At 60.2% G+C, this 15982-nt stretch carries 15 protein-coding genes; 13 read left to right on the top strand and 2 right to left on the bottom strand.

What is annotated here, in order from left to right:
- Positions 1-37 precede the first annotated feature (37 nt).
- The 8 genes from ACNR9O_RS19890 to ACNR9O_RS19855 all read left to right on the top strand — a co-directional run bounded on the left by ACNR9O_RS19890 (position 38) and on the right by ACNR9O_RS19855 (position 8491).
- Complete coding sequence (locus ACNR9O_RS19890) at positions 38-4618, top strand: RHS repeat-associated core domain-containing protein (protein ID WP_473685553.1); 4581 nt, start codon at positions 38-40, stop codon at positions 4616-4618.
- A gap of 27 nt (positions 4619-4645) precedes the next feature.
- A complete protein-coding gene (locus ACNR9O_RS19885; protein WP_473685555.1) occupies positions 4646-5035 on the top strand; it encodes a hypothetical protein in 390 nt (129 codons plus the stop codon).
- Between the two features lie 131 nt (positions 5036-5166).
- Positions 5167-5547, top strand: coding sequence for a hypothetical protein (locus tag ACNR9O_RS19880; RefSeq protein WP_473685557.1), 381 nt, complete (start codon positions 5167-5169; stop codon positions 5545-5547).
- Positions 5548-5679: 132 nt separating this feature from the next.
- A complete protein-coding gene (locus ACNR9O_RS19875; protein ID WP_473685559.1) occupies positions 5680-6072 on the top strand; it encodes a hypothetical protein in 393 nt (130 codons plus the stop codon).
- A gap of 10 nt (positions 6073-6082) precedes the next feature.
- Positions 6083-6574, top strand: coding sequence for a hypothetical protein (locus ACNR9O_RS19870; protein ID WP_473685561.1), 492 nt, complete (start codon positions 6083-6085; stop codon positions 6572-6574).
- A 719-nt stretch (positions 6575-7293) separates the two neighbouring features.
- Positions 7294-7749 carry a hypothetical protein gene (locus ACNR9O_RS19865; protein WP_473685563.1) on the top strand — a complete coding sequence of 152 codons (456 nt, stop codon included), beginning with the start codon at positions 7294-7296 and terminating at the stop codon, positions 7747-7749.
- A gap of 140 nt (positions 7750-7889) precedes the next feature.
- Entirely contained in the window at positions 7890-8180 is a 291-nt protein-coding gene (locus ACNR9O_RS19860; RefSeq protein ID WP_473685565.1) for a hypothetical protein, read from the top strand.
- Between the two features lie 14 nt (positions 8181-8194).
- Entirely contained in the window at positions 8195-8491 is a 297-nt protein-coding gene (locus ACNR9O_RS19855; RefSeq protein ID WP_473685567.1) for a hypothetical protein, read from the top strand.
- Positions 8492-8589: 98 nt separating this feature from the next.
- Here the strand turns inward: ACNR9O_RS19855 and ACNR9O_RS19850 are convergent, their stop codons facing one another.
- Positions 8590-9573 carry a lipase family protein gene (locus ACNR9O_RS19850; protein WP_473685569.1) on the bottom strand — a complete coding sequence of 328 codons (984 nt, stop codon included), beginning with the start codon at positions 9571-9573 and terminating at the stop codon, positions 8590-8592.
- A gap of 441 nt (positions 9574-10014) precedes the next feature.
- Here ACNR9O_RS19850 and ACNR9O_RS19845 point away from each other — a divergent pair, with 441 nt between their 5' ends.
- Both ACNR9O_RS19845 and ACNR9O_RS19840 read left to right on the top strand, forming a co-directional pair.
- Positions 10015-11601, top strand: a complete 1587-nt coding sequence (locus ACNR9O_RS19845) for an FAD-dependent oxidoreductase (RefSeq protein WP_473685571.1) — start codon at positions 10015-10017, stop codon at positions 11599-11601.
- Between the two features lie 63 nt (positions 11602-11664).
- Positions 11665-12375: an rRNA pseudouridine synthase gene (locus ACNR9O_RS19840; protein ID WP_473685573.1), complete on the top strand. Its 711-nt coding sequence runs from the start codon at positions 11665-11667 to the stop codon at positions 12373-12375.
- Positions 12376-12499: 124 nt separating this feature from the next.
- Here the strand turns inward: ACNR9O_RS19840 and ACNR9O_RS19835 are convergent, their stop codons facing one another.
- Positions 12500-13270 carry a TIGR00266 family protein gene (locus ACNR9O_RS19835; protein WP_473685575.1) on the bottom strand — a complete coding sequence of 257 codons (771 nt, stop codon included), beginning with the start codon at positions 13268-13270 and terminating at the stop codon, positions 12500-12502.
- A 287-nt stretch (positions 13271-13557) separates the two neighbouring features.
- Between ACNR9O_RS19835 and ACNR9O_RS19830 the strand changes: the two genes are divergently transcribed.
- The 3 genes from ACNR9O_RS19830 (at position 13558) to ACNR9O_RS19820 (ending at position 15566) form a co-directional block, all read left to right on the top strand.
- Positions 13558-14115 carry a RebB family R body protein gene (locus ACNR9O_RS19830; protein ID WP_473685577.1) on the top strand — a complete coding sequence of 186 codons (558 nt, stop codon included), beginning with the start codon at positions 13558-13560 and terminating at the stop codon, positions 14113-14115.
- A 32-nt stretch (positions 14116-14147) separates the two neighbouring features.
- Positions 14148-14630: a hypothetical protein gene (locus ACNR9O_RS19825; protein WP_473685579.1), complete on the top strand. Its 483-nt coding sequence runs from the start codon at positions 14148-14150 to the stop codon at positions 14628-14630.
- 633 nt (positions 14631-15263) lie between these two features.
- The gene (locus tag ACNR9O_RS19820; RefSeq protein ID WP_473685581.1) at positions 15264-15566 is read left to right on the top strand and encodes a hypothetical protein; all 303 of its coding nucleotides are present in this window, start codon (positions 15264-15266) and stop codon (positions 15564-15566) included.
- Positions 15567-15982: the final 416 nt, after the last annotated feature.

The raw sequence follows: 15982 nt of genomic DNA, 5'->3' as shown, positions 1-15982 counted from the left end.
CCGTAGCCTTTTGCAAACTAAATTGGACGGAATAAGGATGTTCCACATGAGTTCGACGTTCTCTGTGCGCGTGCGCCTTTGGATGTGCGCTGCGCTGACACTGGTGTCCTTGGGCGCACACGCCACCTGGGTCTATGGACCGCCCTACAGCTACAACACGGCGTTCGGATCCGAGAGTGGCTTCCTTTCCGTCGATGCGGCGGTCAATTCGTTGATTGCTCGCTATGAGAACTCTTGCGCGACGAACTTGACGTGCAAGCCGCACACATTCTCCGTTGTCTATTCTGGTTCTACTTCCGATAGCGCCGCCTCGGTCACCATCAACTACGTCAATACGGATGGGACCACGGGGAAAACATTCGGCGGCTATATTTTCGCTACCGATGCCAAAGGTTCCGGATTTGCGCCAAAAAATGCAGGCGGCTGCCGCACGATGTGTACGGGCGGTAATGGCTCGTCGGCGGATACGCTTGGTCCTCGCGGAAGCACCCAGGAGGGCATGACCAAGACGGGGTCCTCCAACGTGGGTACGCCTCTGGAAGGCGATCCGATCAATGCCTCCAATGGAAGCGTGTTTCGTCAGGATACCGATCTGCACACGTCGCCATGGCTCACTTTTCGCCGTTTCTACAACTCTTCTAGTTTTGTGGTCTCCACCACATTGGGGCCCAAATGGCGCCATTCGTTCGATAGAACCATCAACCTCATGCCCAGCAGCGGAGCCGACGGGGGACTGATTTATGCCCGTCGTCCCGATGGCTCGTTGGTACGTTTCTGGAGCAAGGGCGGCGTATGGACTGCTGATACGGACGCCGCAGAAACTCTGGCAGTCACCAAGGATGCGACGACCGGCGTGTCCACGGGATATGTGCTTCGCGTGGCGGCCACGCGGGAGATGGAGACCTACGACATAGCCGGGCGTCTGCTGTCCATTGCCGACGATAATGGCGCGACGACGACACTGGCCTACAGTGATGCAGCGACTGATCCGGCCGTCGCACCGACTCCGGGTCTCCTGATCACCGTTACCGATCCTCAGGGGCGGGCGCTGAGCTTGAGTTACGACGCTCAAAGCCGCTTGTCGAAGGTGACAGATCCGGCCGGTCAAGCGGCCACCTACACGTACGGTGACAACGGCAACCTGGTCAAGGTGACCTATGCGGACAACTCCGCGCGCCAGTACCTGTACGCCGAAGCGGCCTACGCGGCAGCGCCCGCCACATTCCCATCGGAACTGACGGGTGTCATCGACGAGAAAGGCGTGCGCTTTGAGACGACAACCTACGACAGCAAGAATCGCGGGCTTTCGTCGCAGTTCGCCGGTGGCGCGGACAAGATCACGCTGTCTTACGCGAGCTACACCTCCAACGGCGGCATTCCAGCCCAGATGACCACGCCTCTGGGGCTGGCGGTGCCGCTGAACTTCGTGGATGACGGAGCCCAGACGCTCAAGCCGAGCGGCGCCGATACGCTCTGCGGCAACCAGTGCAACCAGCCCTGGAAGTCGGCGAAGTACGACACCCGTGGCTATCCCGCCAGTTACACGGACTACCGTGGCACGGTGACCGCGACCACCTATGACGCCAACGGATTGCTGACCAAGCAGGTCGAGGCATCCGGAACCGATAAGCAGCGCACGACCAGCACCACCTGGGACGCGCCGCACCGCCAGCCGCTCACCCGTGTCGTTTCGGATGCCAAGGGCGTTGTAGTGGCGCAGAACAGCTGGACATACAACGCACGCGGCCAGGTGACCGCGGAGTGCGCCATCGATCCGACGATCACCGCGGCGTACGACTGCGGCAGCCAAGCCCAGGCGCCCACGGGCGTTCGCCAGACGCGCTACACCTATTGCGATGCGGTGGATTCGACTCAGTGCCCCCGGACAGGGCTGTTGTTGACGGTCGACGGGCCTCGCACCGACGTGACGGACCTCACCCGCTACATCTACTACCTGACGACCGACGAAAGCGGCTGCACCTCCATCGGCGGTGCCTGCCACCGGGCCGGTGATCTGGCCCAGGTCATCAACGCGGCCGGCCAGGCGATCACCTCCATGGCGTACGACCGCCACGGCCGTCCGCTGCGCCAGAAAGACGCCAATGGCGTCATCACCGATGTGACGTATACGCCGCGCGGCTGGCTCGCTACCCGTACGGTACGCGCCAATGCGGATGGCTCCCCCTCGGCGGCCGACGCGACGACCACACTCACCTATGAAGCCACAGGCGCGCTGAAGACGGCGACGGATGCCGATGGCGTGACCGCCACCTTCACCTACGACGACGCGCATCGCCTGATCGACGCCGCCGATGCCGCCGGCAACCACATTCACTACACGCTCGATGCGTCGGGCAACCGCATCAAGGAAGAGACCTTCGACGCGACTGGAGCGTCGCGGCGCGCCATGTCTCGCAAGTACAACACGCTTGGCCAGCTGGTCAGCGTTACCGATGGCCGAGCGCACACGGTATTCGATGCGACGGCGACGGGGAGCTACGACGCCAACGGCAACCTCGTCACGGCGAAGGACGCATTGGGTGTGGTCCGCAAAGACACCTTCGATGTCCTGGACCGCCTAGTCACTCGCGTGGCCAACGCCAACGGAACCGACGCCGCGACGAAGGCGACGACCAGTGTGTTCGCCTTCGATGCCAAGGATCAGCTGACCTCGGTGACGGATCCGGATGGCCTGGTGACGACGTACGCTTTCGACGGGCTGGGCAATCCGACCGGCCAGACCAGTCCGGATACCGGCGCCCAATCGGCGACCTTCGATGCGGCAGGCAACCCCCTCACGCGCACGGATGCCAAGGCCACGGTGGCGACCCAGGTCTTCGACGCACTGGGTCGCAAGATATCCACGTCGTATGTCGATGCCAGTCTCAACATCGCCTATCACTACGACGAGGCCAATAGCGTCACGGGCTGCGCGACTTCGTTCCCGGTCGGGCGTCTGACGCGCATCGTGGAAACGGCGGTCACCACCGTTTATTGCTACGACAACCAGGGTCGCGCCACCGAGCAGCGCCAGACCCAGGGCACGGTGACCGATATCACCGACTATGTGTACACCCGGGCCGGACGCCTCGCCGCCGTGGCCAGCCCGACCGGCCTGCTGACCGAGTACGGTCGCGACGCGCTTGGCCAGATCACCACGGTGACCGTGACGCCGGCTAATGGCACGGCGAGCCAGGTGGTCAAGGCCGCGACCTACCTGCCCTTCGGGCCGATCGCGAGCTACACCCTGGGTAATGGACAGACCGTCACCCGGAACTACGACGCCAACTATCAGGTGACCGACGTCACCAGCCCGGCGCTGAACCTGCACTTCGCGCGGGACGCCACAGGAAACATCGTTGCCTTAGGCGATGCGCCTGGAGCCTCGCCGGCAACTGAAACCTACACCTACGATCCGCTCTATCGACTAACGTCAGTGAAGGACGCCGGTGGTAACGCGATCGAGGCCTACACCTATAACCGCACTGGCGATCGGTTGAGCAAAACAGCACCTGGCCTCGCTACCGGAACCTACGGTTACCAGGCCGGTACGCACTGGCTGACCAGCATCGGCAATAGCGCGCGCACCTACGACGCCAATGGCTCGATGACCGGCAACGCGACGGCTGGCAGTACGTGGGGCTTTGGTTACAACGGGCGTGGGCGGCTCACGGTAGTGCAGCGGGATGGCGGCACGGTGGCGACTTATGCCTACGACGCGTTGGGTCTGCGGATTAGCAAGACCGTGGGTGCGGTGCAGACGCGGTTTGCATATGACGCGGCTACGCACCTGCTGAGCGAGTTGGGAGATGCTTCGCGGGATTATGTGTGGCTAGGCAACATGCCTGTAGCCGTGGTGGCTGGGACAGCGATTACTTTCATCCATGCCGATGACTTGGATACACCGCGAGCTGGCACCGACGCCAGCGGAGCGTCAGGCTGGGTGTTCCCGCGCCGGGCTAACCCTTTTGGTGAGATGCAGCCCGCCACGCCTAACGGTATTACCATCAACCTTCGTTTTGCCGGTCAGTACTACGACGTTGAAAGCGGGTTAAATTACAACGTCAACCGCTACTATGAGCCGGCGTCGGGGCGCTACACTCAGCCCGATCCGTTGGGACTCAACGCTGGGCCTAGTATGTATGCCTATGTGGGGGCTGACCCGATTGATTTCACAGATCCTACGGGACTCATAGTAAAAGTCGTCGCAGACGATCCCAACGTCGCTCGAATCTTGATGAATGCCTACGCTGATCTAAATAGAGGTTCAGCCACCGCGCGTGACATCAATGGCGATCTAGAGAACTCGGATACTGTTTACGAGATTCGCCAGACGAGCGATCCAAATTTGGCTGGCAGCTACTGCCCGACCGGAGACTATTTGGGGTGCGAAGGTCATCCCCACACAGTTTTTGTTGATATTTGCCATCTGCCAAAAATACCGACGGCCGACGGAATGCAGACCATTCCACTTTCTGTCGAGATTGGTCATGAACTAGGGCACGCTATCGGCTACCAAGACAACACAAGTGCTAGCGACCCCATCGGAGACAACGTGCGAATGGTTGAAAACCCAATTCGACATGACATGGGCTTGCCCGCAAGAATTAGATACTAGTACCCGACTCTACTAAGAGAGAGAGCCATGAATAGGATCCTTCGCAGAGTTGTGTTTTTCATTCTTGTCATCATGTCTTTTTCGGTGATCGCTGGGCGTGACGATGACCCAATGGCTAGCAAGGAGGCGCCTGTATGCCTTATCGATTTTCGCATCGACTTCGCTGTTGGTCGAACTGAGAGCGAGCTAGATAACCCGGGCATCTGTCGCTATGCGATTAACAGGGAGGCTTTCCTGGGCTTGCTCTCCAGAAGGCCTGACTCCGAGTATTACGAGAATCGTGACGTTAGGGCCAAGGTTACCTTTTCAGGTAACGTCATCTACTTCATTGATCGAAATGGTGTGGTGAGGCTTGGGAGCAAGAAGTTCTTAATTGATAAACAGAAATTTATGCGGTTGATCAGAAAAGTGCCGTGACGCAAGAATCGAGACTTCTATGCCTACGTTAGTGGCGACCCACTAAATGCTGGAACGAGGAACGGGGTCGGGTTCACTTCCATGGGGCTCGAAAGTCGATCTGGGGTAGTCCAGGTTCACTTTCGGCACCCATGAAAAAGCAAAAGGCAAATGGGCGTTCGCGCTTAGCTACCGTTCTCGTTACTGGAACGTTTGCTCTCATAGGCTGCACAGCGCATGCAACCCAGGACGCCCAGGCGCCCAGGCCGGGACAAGTTTTTGCTATCGATAAGGCTGAGCTTCCAGCCGTCGTGGATCTCGCATCACATGGTGATGTCAAGGCCATCAATAGGTTGGCTGATTACTACATGCTGTACGTTGGTGACGAAGCAAAAGGCGTTTCGTGGCTTGAACGATTGGGTGATACGGGAGATGTCGGGGCAAGGAAAGGTGTCCTGACCTATTACCAGAAACATCCCTCGCCCGAGGCCACAAAACATCTAGACGAGCTTCGGTCTCGTTGGGGGATGTAAGAGGTAAGCGAGGAACGGGGTCGGGTTTGGACTACCCCTGATTTCTCGGACACTTAAAAGCGGGGACAATCCTCGCACGGAGGTGTTCGATGGATAGCTTCGGGTGAAAGCACAACATCCCGGTGGGCAAGGATGAATAAATCAGATTTTCTTGTCTTGATGAAGTTTCCCCTTCAGTGGCAAGAATGGGGGCTCTATCCTGACGAGCTTTTTCTTGGCCAGTTGGCTCTCTACAAGCCTGGTGATGACGCGACGAGCGAGCACGATCGGAACGGAGCTTTTCATTGGTGGCTGAGAAGGAGGCCGGATTTAGGCGTCCTCGAGAAATTGTTGCTGCTCACGCAATCGGATCCTGACCCGAAGAACGGGGTCGGGTTCACTTCCATGGGGCTCGAAAGCCAACCTGACCCCGTTTTCGGCCGCAAATGGGGTAAGACGAGCTTCGAGAAGACACCCAAGCCGTCTATATCTGACATTCTCCATCAACTATTCGATCCACCGAAACGTGAGCCAGATATGATTTAAGGGAGGGGTGATGGAGGTATTTCCTGTCGAAATTTCGTTAAAGGGTGAGGCCATTTGGCTTGGCTGGGTTTCACCAGAAGACGGTGATGAATTTTTTTTGACGAATAAGGGACATTTAGTTCTTTCGTGTGGCGGCAAGGATGGGCTGGCGCGAGAGGTGATGAAAATATTCCCTGATTCCCAAATGAAGCGTGAGAGCTTCTTCGATCTGGATTCGATCGCCGAAAGACTGGACGGAGGACTTGTTGTCGAGGATGACTATGCTCTCAATTTGTGGAACTTGCTGACTGATCTCTATCACACGTTTGGCGGTGAAGATCGAATGTTCTTTGAATCGCATAGGGACGTTTACTTGCGTCTATTTTCACAAAGCGAGGTCGCACCATTGGTTGATGTTCAAAAAGCTCAACTATCGAGGCACGACATAGAAGCGGTGCGAGAGGTTCTTTTGAAAGGAATTGAGTTCCTGGATAAGAAGATCAGGACTGCAAAAACAGCCTAGAAATGTAAAATGCCGAGCTACGAGGAACGGGGTCGGGTTCACTACCCGTTGAGGCCGCTGGCGCGCAGATCGCATTCCCCGTCCCATGGAAATCGCTCGATGCAAAGATTTCTGCGGACGTAGTTGGTTGGCGCTGTTCAAGGTGGTCGGTGACAAAGGGGGGGCGGGCGGATGCGTTGGCCGCAGCCGGATCCAGATTTAGAGCAGCAAAGAGCATGGCTGGGGCCGTGTCCATTTGCCGGGTACAGTGGTGGGCAAAGGCATATGGTGCCCGATCCGAGGAATGGGGTCGGGTTCACTTCTATGGGGCTCTAGCCATAAATGGGAGGAACGGGGTCGGGTTCACTTCCATGGGGCTCGAAAGTCAATCTGACCCGTTTTCGGAATCGTCAGCGCGATGAAGAAGCTAAAAGCCATCCCTTTTATCCTCATCGGATCAGTGATCCACATCCTGATGGGGTTCATGGTCATGAACACATATCTGGATTGCGGCATACATCCTAATTGCGCTCCACCGGCCACAAAAGTTCTAACGAGTATTCTGGGCTTGCCGCTCAGTCTGGTCTCGTGGATGTGGTCGACGCCCGATGGAACGGTATCCGGCTTGCAGTTCTTTCTGTTCTTTCTGAATTCGATACTTGCGGTAACCATCATCTGGTTACTACTAAAGGCCGTTCTCAGACTTCGCCCGAAGTCCGAGCACTAACCTAGAGAGCTTCATGCTGAAGAACGGGGTCGGGTTCACTTCCATGGTGCTGAAGAACGGGGTCGGGTTCACTTCCATGGGGCTCGAAAGCCAACCTGACCCCGTTTTCGGAGTTTTACTTGGATACTTTTGGGGTAAATGGGGCAGTCTGCCCGACGTAGACTCCTTATCTCTTACCCCTCAAAGCGCTGTGATGATCGCTAGATTTGGCGACCTCTTCTTGATCAAAGGGAAATGGCCCATCCTAGGCAAACTGTCTCGTTGGAGTCGCGAAGAATGGCCCGTGCCGCTATTCGTCCGAGAGGAACCATTTACCGGCCGTCGCTGGGAGGTGAGGTACGCCGATGATGATCCCAACGACTTAGCACGCGAGGAGCCTGCGAAAGAGAATATTCGCTATCTTCCGAATCTGCTGTATGGCGCCGAGGCGGTGGAACTTGTTTTGGACAAACATCTCTCTGGACCTTGACCGCAAGAGGTCTCGAACGAGGAACGGGGTCGGGTTGGACTACCCCTGATTTAACGGACACCTAAAAGCGGGGACAATCCTCGCACGGAGGTGTTCGATGGATAGCTTCGGGTAAAAGCACAACATCCCGGTGGGCAAGGATGAATAAATCAGATTTTCTTGTCTTGATGAAGTTTCCCCCTCAGTGGCAAGAATGGGGGCTCTATCCTGACGAGCTTTTTCTTGGCCAGTTGGCTCTCTACAAGCCTGGTGATGAGGCGGCGAGCGAGCACGATCGGAACGGAGCTTTTCATTGGTGGCTGAGAAGGAGGCCGGATTTAGGCGTCCTCGAGAAATTATTGCTGCTCACGCAAGCGGATCCTGACCCAATCATGGCCGAGGACGCTCGGAGATATATAGAAGAAGCTATTTGCGAGCTTCGGCGCGCTTAGCGGGTGATGGCGCTATGGTAAAGGTGGCGCTATGCGCTGGCTGCTTTGTCGCCCATCTGGCTTTGACGCTGATGAGCGTTGCGCACCTCATTGGTTGCGGAACCGGGGGTGGCTGCGTAACCACCTTGGACCGCGTGTGGAACCAAGTGCTGGCCTTTCCCATTTTTTCGCTGATGGAACTGCTTGATGGGTTGAGTCCGGGTATCCATGCCTCCGGAAACACGCTAACTGTCCTGATTCCGCTCAATTCTCTTGTGTTTACCGCCATCGCGTACGCCCTTCTGACCAAGCTCTCCGGCGCAGCGAAATAGAAGTCCAAGCTGAGTGGTCGAGACAGGGCGGAGAGGAGGTAGCCATTACCCTGCAGCTACCTCCCATCCTCGTCGGATTCGTCATTGCCGTGTTCGTATCACGAAGCCGGCGGCAACCAGACATCGCCAGCCTGCATCGTCAGCAGATCCAGATACGCGCCGACGTGCTGATATGCGGCCTGTCGTTTGAAGTCGTTGTCGTCGTGCTGGATGATCTTGTCGTTGACCGACCCGTTGAGCTGCTGCGTCCCTGTGCTGGGCTGCTGATAGTTCAGGATATCCAGAAGCAGCATGGCGTTGTTGATGTCGTCTTTGATCTTCTTCGGAGTATCGATATCGGGCTCGTAGATCTTGCGGACGCCCTTTATCGTGCTGGCGCTCCAGGCGGCCGGTACGGTGTCCTTCGTATTGAAGTACCGGGTGAAGGAATCGGCGAGGGTTTTGTCGAAGTAATCGGCGAACTGCTGATTGCCCGCGGTCGGCCCGGCAAAGGTGAAGCCATTCAACGTGGCCGACGTCAGCTGAGTCTTCAGATAAAGGGCCAGCACCGATGCCAGGGCGCCACCGAGGCTGTGTCCGACGACGGTGACCGTGCCACCCGAACCGACCTGGTTCTGCAGGTAGCTCAGCAACGTACCGCCGTTGGTGGGGACGCTGTCGAGAATGTGATTCACCCCAGCCATGGCGCCCTTGGAGATGGATGCGTCCGACGGTGCCGCCGGGATGAGAGCGTTCACGGCGGTCTGGCCGATGTCGTTGTCTTCTTCGTTGACGTCGTAGTCGGACTTGCCATTGGTGCCGCTGGTCACCACGCGAAAATCGCCCGACGGACCTTTGAAGATGGCCGTGACGTTGGCGGAATAACCCGCGGATGTGGAAGTCGTTCCTGGATCGAGGAACATGGCAGGGCCCCACACCAGCGTGAAGTCGTTCGCATACGTCGATTGTTTGACCCGCTTGACGATGTTCGCCTGCACCGCTGACGGATCCGGGTTCTGCATGGGATGACCACCGTCATCGGTGGTGGCGTTGTTGAGCACGAAAGCCAGCGTCAGATTGATCTTTGCTTCATTCGAAGACATTGCCGCACTCCTTGCTTGGGTACAAGACAACCATCCCCGCTCCTATCAAGGAGGGGGCGCTCAGAAACGGGAGGCTCTGCCGCCGGCATCGGCGCATGGAGGAGAGTCGAGGTGCTCCTTGTTCGACGTCGTCACTCTGTCGGGGGTGAACCTAGGTTTGGAACCGTAGATGACCTGTGAAAAGCGTGCGTTCTCCAGGTGTTCCCGACGGGCTTTCGATGCCCGTGTGCGGCAACGTGATCCAGCGCACTTTCGAGTTGCCGTTTGCCATGGGTGATATCGCTTGCGCGGGGAGATCGCTGCGCCCCTGCTTTTCCTTGCCATGACAGCCTCATCGGCGAGACCATCCGCGTTCACGTGGGCCGCCATGGCCCTCGTTCCGAGCAGCCAGGCCAATTACGGGGAGTCGAGGTGGAAACGATCGGGCGTGACCTGAGGGAGATGCAACGTGTGCCGCTGGACAGCGCCCACGTGGCGGCCATGCGGGCGGTAGGAACGGAGGTGCGCTATGCGGCGGGTACCTTCCTGGTGCGGCCGGGCGATCCGATCGATCGCTTCGTCTACGTCGACGAAGGGGAGATCGAGGTGGTCAACGCCTTCACGGGCGAGCGCCTGTTGCCGTCGACGCTGGGGCCGACCCAGTTCATGGGCGAGATCGCATTCCTCAATGGCGGTGCGTGGTCTTTGCCGATGCGCGCCGTGAAGGACACGCGCGTGCTCGAAGTGCCGCGCCCCGCAATGCTGCGCCTGATGTCCGAGATACCGGAGATGTCGGACATCATCATCACGGTCTTCTCGGCGCGGCGCCGCCGCCAGCTCGATGCCCGCGACGGCACGCTGGTGCTGATCGGCGAGGACGTCGACCGGAGCCTCCAGCGGATCGGCGAGTTCGCCAGCCGCAACCGCATCCCCTACAAGTCGCTGGCGATCGGCAGTGCCGAGGCGCGGCAGGTCGCCACGAGCTGTGCGGCCGCCGTGGACCAGCCGGTGGTCATCTTCGGCCGCGACCATGTATTGAGCGCGCCGACGCCTGACCAGGTGGCGCGTTGGTTCGGCCTCAACTTCGATCTGGCCGACGAAGAGACCATCGACGTGCTGATCGTGGGCGGCGGCCCGGCCGGCGTGGCGGCTGGCGTCTATGCAGGCGCCGAAGGCTTGAGCGCGATGGTGGTGGAAGATCTCGCGATCGGCGGACAGGCCGGCACGTCCAGCCGCATCGAAAATTACATGGGCTTCCCCACCGGCATCTCCGGCGCCGACCTGGTGTGGCGCGGCGAAGTGCAGGCGATGAAATTCGGTACGCGCTTCATCATGCCGCGGCGCGTGGCGAGCGTGGAGCGACGTCCCGACGGCAAGTTCTGCGCCACCTTCGACAACGGCCAGCGCATGCTCGCCGGCGCCATCGTGGTGGCGACAGGCGTGCAATATAAGCGGCTGCCGATCGATCGCCTGGCGGAGTTCGAAGGCGCCGGCGTCTACTACGCCGCCACGGAGAACGAAGCGCGCCACTGCAAGGACGGCGAAGCGGTCATCATCGGCGGCGGCAACTCCGCCGGCCAGGCCGCCATGTTCCTGAGCCGCGCGGCGCATCATGTTCGCCTGCTGGTGCGCGGCACGTCACTGGCGTCGTCCATGTCCAGCTATCTGTCGAGCCGGCTGGAAGCCGATCCGAAGATCACCATCGAGTACTGCTCGGAAGTGCGGCTGCTGCATGGCGGCGAGCGTCTCGACGGGCTCACCATCCACAACCGCCAGAGCGGTGCGGACTATGTACTGCCGGCGTGCGCGCTCTTCATCATGGTCGGCGCGGAGCCCAACACCGCCTGGCTGTCGGGTCTGGTCAAGCTGGACGAGAAGGGCTTCGTGGAGACCGGCGAGGCGGCCGGCGCAGACTCGCCCTATGCCACCTCGCAGCCGGGGATCTTCGCGGTCGGCGACGTGCGGGCCGGGTCGGTCAAGCGCGTGGCGTCGGCGGTGGGCGAAGGTTCGGTGGTCATCTCCAAGGTGTGGAGCTACTTGAACGGCTGAGCCGCGCGCGGCGCCGGGATGGCGATGCCTATAATTGGCGCCCATGACTTCCTGGCCCCGCCGATGACCGAACCCGTACGCCTGGCCAAACGCGTCGCCGCCCTGACCCAGTGCTCGCGGCGCGAGGCAGAGATGTATATCGAAGGCGGCTGGGTGCGCGTGGACGGCGTGGTCGTCGAGGAACCGCAGTTCAAGGTGCTGGACCAGCACATCGAAATCGATCCGCACGCCCAGCTCGAACCGCCCGAACCGGCCACGATGGTGTTGCACAAGCCCGCTGGCGCGACCGTCGACGAAGCTCGCGCACTGATCGGCCCGTCGAGCCATGCGGCCGACGACGCTTCCGGCGTGCGCATGCTCAAGCGCCACTTCGCACGGCTGGAAGCGCCGCTGTCCCTGCCGGACAAGGCCAGCGGCCTGCTGGTGTTCACCCAGAACTGGCGCGTGAAGCGCCGCCTGGAAGAGGACGCCGAACGCATCGAGCAGGAGTTCGTGGTGGAAGTGGCCGGCAAGCTGGCGCCCAACGGCCTCGCCCTGCTCAACCACGGGCTGACCTTCGACCACTACGCGCTGCCGCCGATCAAGGTGAGCTGGCAGAACGAAACGCACCTGCGCTTCGCCCTGAAGCGCATCGCGCCGGAGACGATCGAGCGGATGTGCGGCGCGGTCGGCCTGACGGTGCTGTCGATGAAGCGCCTGCGCGTCGGGCGCATTTCGATGGCGCGGTTGCAGCCGGGGCAGTGGCGTTATCTGGCCGCTGCGGACCGTTTCTGAGCGGCTGATGTAAATGAGCAGCGAGGCCCGGCAGCGTTATGCGGTGCCATCAGGCGATGTGGTCCGATAGCGTGTGCCTCTATTCGGCTCACGGCTCCTAGGGCGGACTAGAGAGCCTCGCGAATCACCGATCGTCACTGCTCAACAACGACCCCACGATGCCGCCCAGCAGCGCGCCGCCACCGGCCGCGCGTCCGGCGCCGCCTTCTCTGCTCGGCAGGTATTCCGCTATCTGGTGGGCGAGGCGTGCGATGGGCAGGGTTTGCAGCCACACCGTGCCGGGGCCGGTGAGGGAGGCGAGGAAAATGCCGTCGCCGCCGAAGAGTGCGTTCTTGATGCCGGGCACGGTGACGATCTGGAAGTTTACCGAGCCCTGGAACGCACCGACGTGTCCCGGGTGAACGCGCAGGTTCTCGCCCGGGGCGAGGTCCTTGCGGATCAGTTCGCCGGAAAGCTCCAGCCATGCCGTGCCCGTGCCGCCGAGCCTCTGCAGCATGAAGCCGCTGCCGCCGAAGATGCCTGCGCCCAGCGACTGCTGAAAGCCCACGCTGATCGACACCTGCGGCGTGGCGCAGAGAAAGCCGTGCCGATGCACCATGTACTCGTTACCCGTGCCGAGCGACACCGGCACGATGTGACCCGGCACCTTGGTGGCGAACGCCACTTCGCCGGTGGCGCCGGCGGCGCGATATTCGGTCATGAACAAGGTGCCGCCGCCGATCACGCGCTTGAGCGCGCCGAACAGACCGCCACCGCCGCCCATCTGCGTGTGCGTGCTCATCTGGATGGACGAGGTCATCCAGGAAAGCTCGCCGCTCTCCGCGAAGATGCTTTCGTTGGGATCGAGCCGGACTTCCAGTACGGGCATGACCGTGCCCTGGATGCGTGTCTGCATGAGTGTTCTCCCTGGCAATTGAGGGTTGGCGGGCGGCTATCTAAGAGCGCGTGGGGCGCATGGTCCACGCTTTTCGGGTCCGGCGGAACCTGTCTTTTGGCGGCGCAAGAACATGCGGCAGACGGCTAGGCCGTGCGGCCCGAAATGGCACTGTCTACGGTGGCTGAATTTGGACGAAGCTACGCCGGTAGTACGCATGGAAACCGTGCCCACGCGCGGATACCCGGCCTGCGGGGCCCCATCGATGGAGCGCCTTCAGGCGACCTCACCCAAGAAGGGAGTTCTTCATGTCGACCGTCAACCCTCAAGTCACCGATGCCGTGACGCAGTCCAACGTGCACGCGCATGACAACGCCGCGGACATCGCGCTGCGCAATCTCTATCAGGTCGCCGCCCAGGCGATGGGCAATGCGGCGATGAATGCCGTGTCCAGCCAGCAGCAGAGCTACATCCTGGCGCAAGCGGCCACCACGCAGGGCGTGATGCAGCTGTACACGATGGTGGAAGCGGACGGTGCGAAGCCCGCGCTGGAAAGCGAGCCGCCTTACACGGTGTCGCCGGCGGCGGCGGTCATGGATTCCGCGGATGCCTTGGCGCAGGCCGATGCCGCGAGCGTGCCGAATAACGTGATCCCGTTCGACCACACCGGCCCGTGGTCCCACGCGGCACGGGAATTGATGGACACCGTGGCCGACACGTTGCGCGAGTTTCAGAAGGTGTCGCAGGAAGCGAACATGGCCATCCTCAAGCAGGCGGCGATCACGGCGACGCTGGCGCGCATGCTCGAAGCGCCGGATCAGCTGGAGCAGTATCACAAGGTGCTGGCGATGATCGAGGCGCTCTAGTACTGCATCAAGTGACGCACCAGGGGGAACGCATGAAAAAGGCAACAGGGAAGGCGCTCTGCTTCGCCATCTTCGGTGTGGCAAGCCTGGCAGGCTGCATGAGTACCAGCCCGGCGAAGTTCCATCCGGTTGGCAAGGCCAGCCACTTTGATCTTGCGCAGGACGCGGTGGATACGGACGCAAAGAACGTGCTTGGCGATCACATCAACCAAACGCTCAAAGCGGGGCATTACGTCGCCGCGTTCGAGAACGAGGATTACGTCTTCTACGAATGCGCGGATAAGTGCGTGCTTTGGGGGCTTCAGTCTTCCGTAAACAAAGGCGGCATTTGCTTGCCCAAGCCCGGCGCCAGGGCAAAGGCGTATTTGTGGGTCTATGTCGTTCGTACCAACCAGGATCTCGGCATCGTCGGCAACATCGCGGATAAGGCGGAGGCCGGAAATATTCGGGTGCTGCACTACGGCTCGGCGCCGTCTGCGGATTTTCTTCGAAAGATTTCCGTCCAGGACGGCTGAACGTTCTACGCCACGCTGTTAGCGAGTCATATGCAGGCCTGCGTGACATGCGTCGTCGACGATTTTTTGTCGGCGACGCATGAGACATATACGCAATGTGCGCGAAGGCGCCCGCGACGAGGGTGCGGGACTACAGACAACAAAAAATGATTTTGCTAGTGTCGATGGCGTTGCACGCGGGGTGGTGATGCGCGTCGCGTGCAACCATGGCAGCAATGCTGTGAGAAGCGCGGGCCAAGGGTGCTGGAAACACCCCTGACCCGCTGACCATCACCAACTTCTGGAGAGTTGATCATGGCTAAGCCAGATCATACGGTACTTGCACGCCCGCCGATCCCCTCGGCGACATCTTCACCGCCAGTTCGGGCCGTCTGCATTCCTCGCAGGCACGGTTGAAGAACCGCGGCCCAAGGTGGTTTTCGTTGGAAGAATCCTAGCCGTGTAACCCGGCGCGTTGCCTTGCGCGACGGCGGAATCTACTGACGCCGCATTCCACTTCTCAATCAAGCCGCCCGGAGTCCAGCCATGGACCACCGGTGAAACCTCGAGTCCGTGTGATCGCGGCACGCTGAGTGGTTGGCGGCGTGCCGTTTTCGGAGCGAGGAGCGGCGCTTTATAGCAAAGGAGTTACTGATGAGCGGTTTTGGCGAGCCCTGGACCAAGCGGCATACGAATTATTTCTCTGATCCGGACGCGGGGCCGGAGGCGCTGTTGAACGACGCTACGGAGTGGTTGCAGTACGCGCGTAGCAATCTCCGGACTTTGACGGAGTTGGTGAACGAGCGAGGCGTCCCGGACGTCCAGCGATTGACGGTGATGTTGGATGGGATTGGGGCATTTATGGAGATGGGCACGCGGTGTGCGGCGCAGGCGCATTTGAGGATGCAGTGGCTGCAAGTGCGCGGCAAGGCGGAACATTCGGCTGTGGCGATTTAGGTCCGCTACCCCGGATTACCCCGCCAGGACGAGCGCGTTGTCATCAGCGCTTGGGAGCCAGAACGGTTGGTCGGTCCGCAAGAAGCAAAGGCGTCGAGCACATCTTCAAGCGACGAGGCCCGTGGCTCGGGCCTCGTTGTGTCGGCGCACCTCAAGGCCACGCTTCGTCCTTGCAAGGAGCGCGGGTACGAGATCGGGTCTATCTCGCAAGGGTGTTGCTCATAGGGCAACGAATGTTGCTCTGTTGGCAACATCAACGCAGGGGAACTGGCTCAGGGTCGCCATATGAAAGCCAGCGTTAAACATGGGACGTTACGGACGCCTATATTTAAGGCTGGCTATCGCAAGTGACGCGCAGGCCGGATTGGTTTCTCAGCAGGCGTTCGATACCTGCGAATCGTGGTTAATTGGCGGGC

Source organism: Dyella sp. CR10, from assembly GCF_055814425.1.
This window is presented reverse-complemented; position numbering and strand designations above follow the sequence as displayed.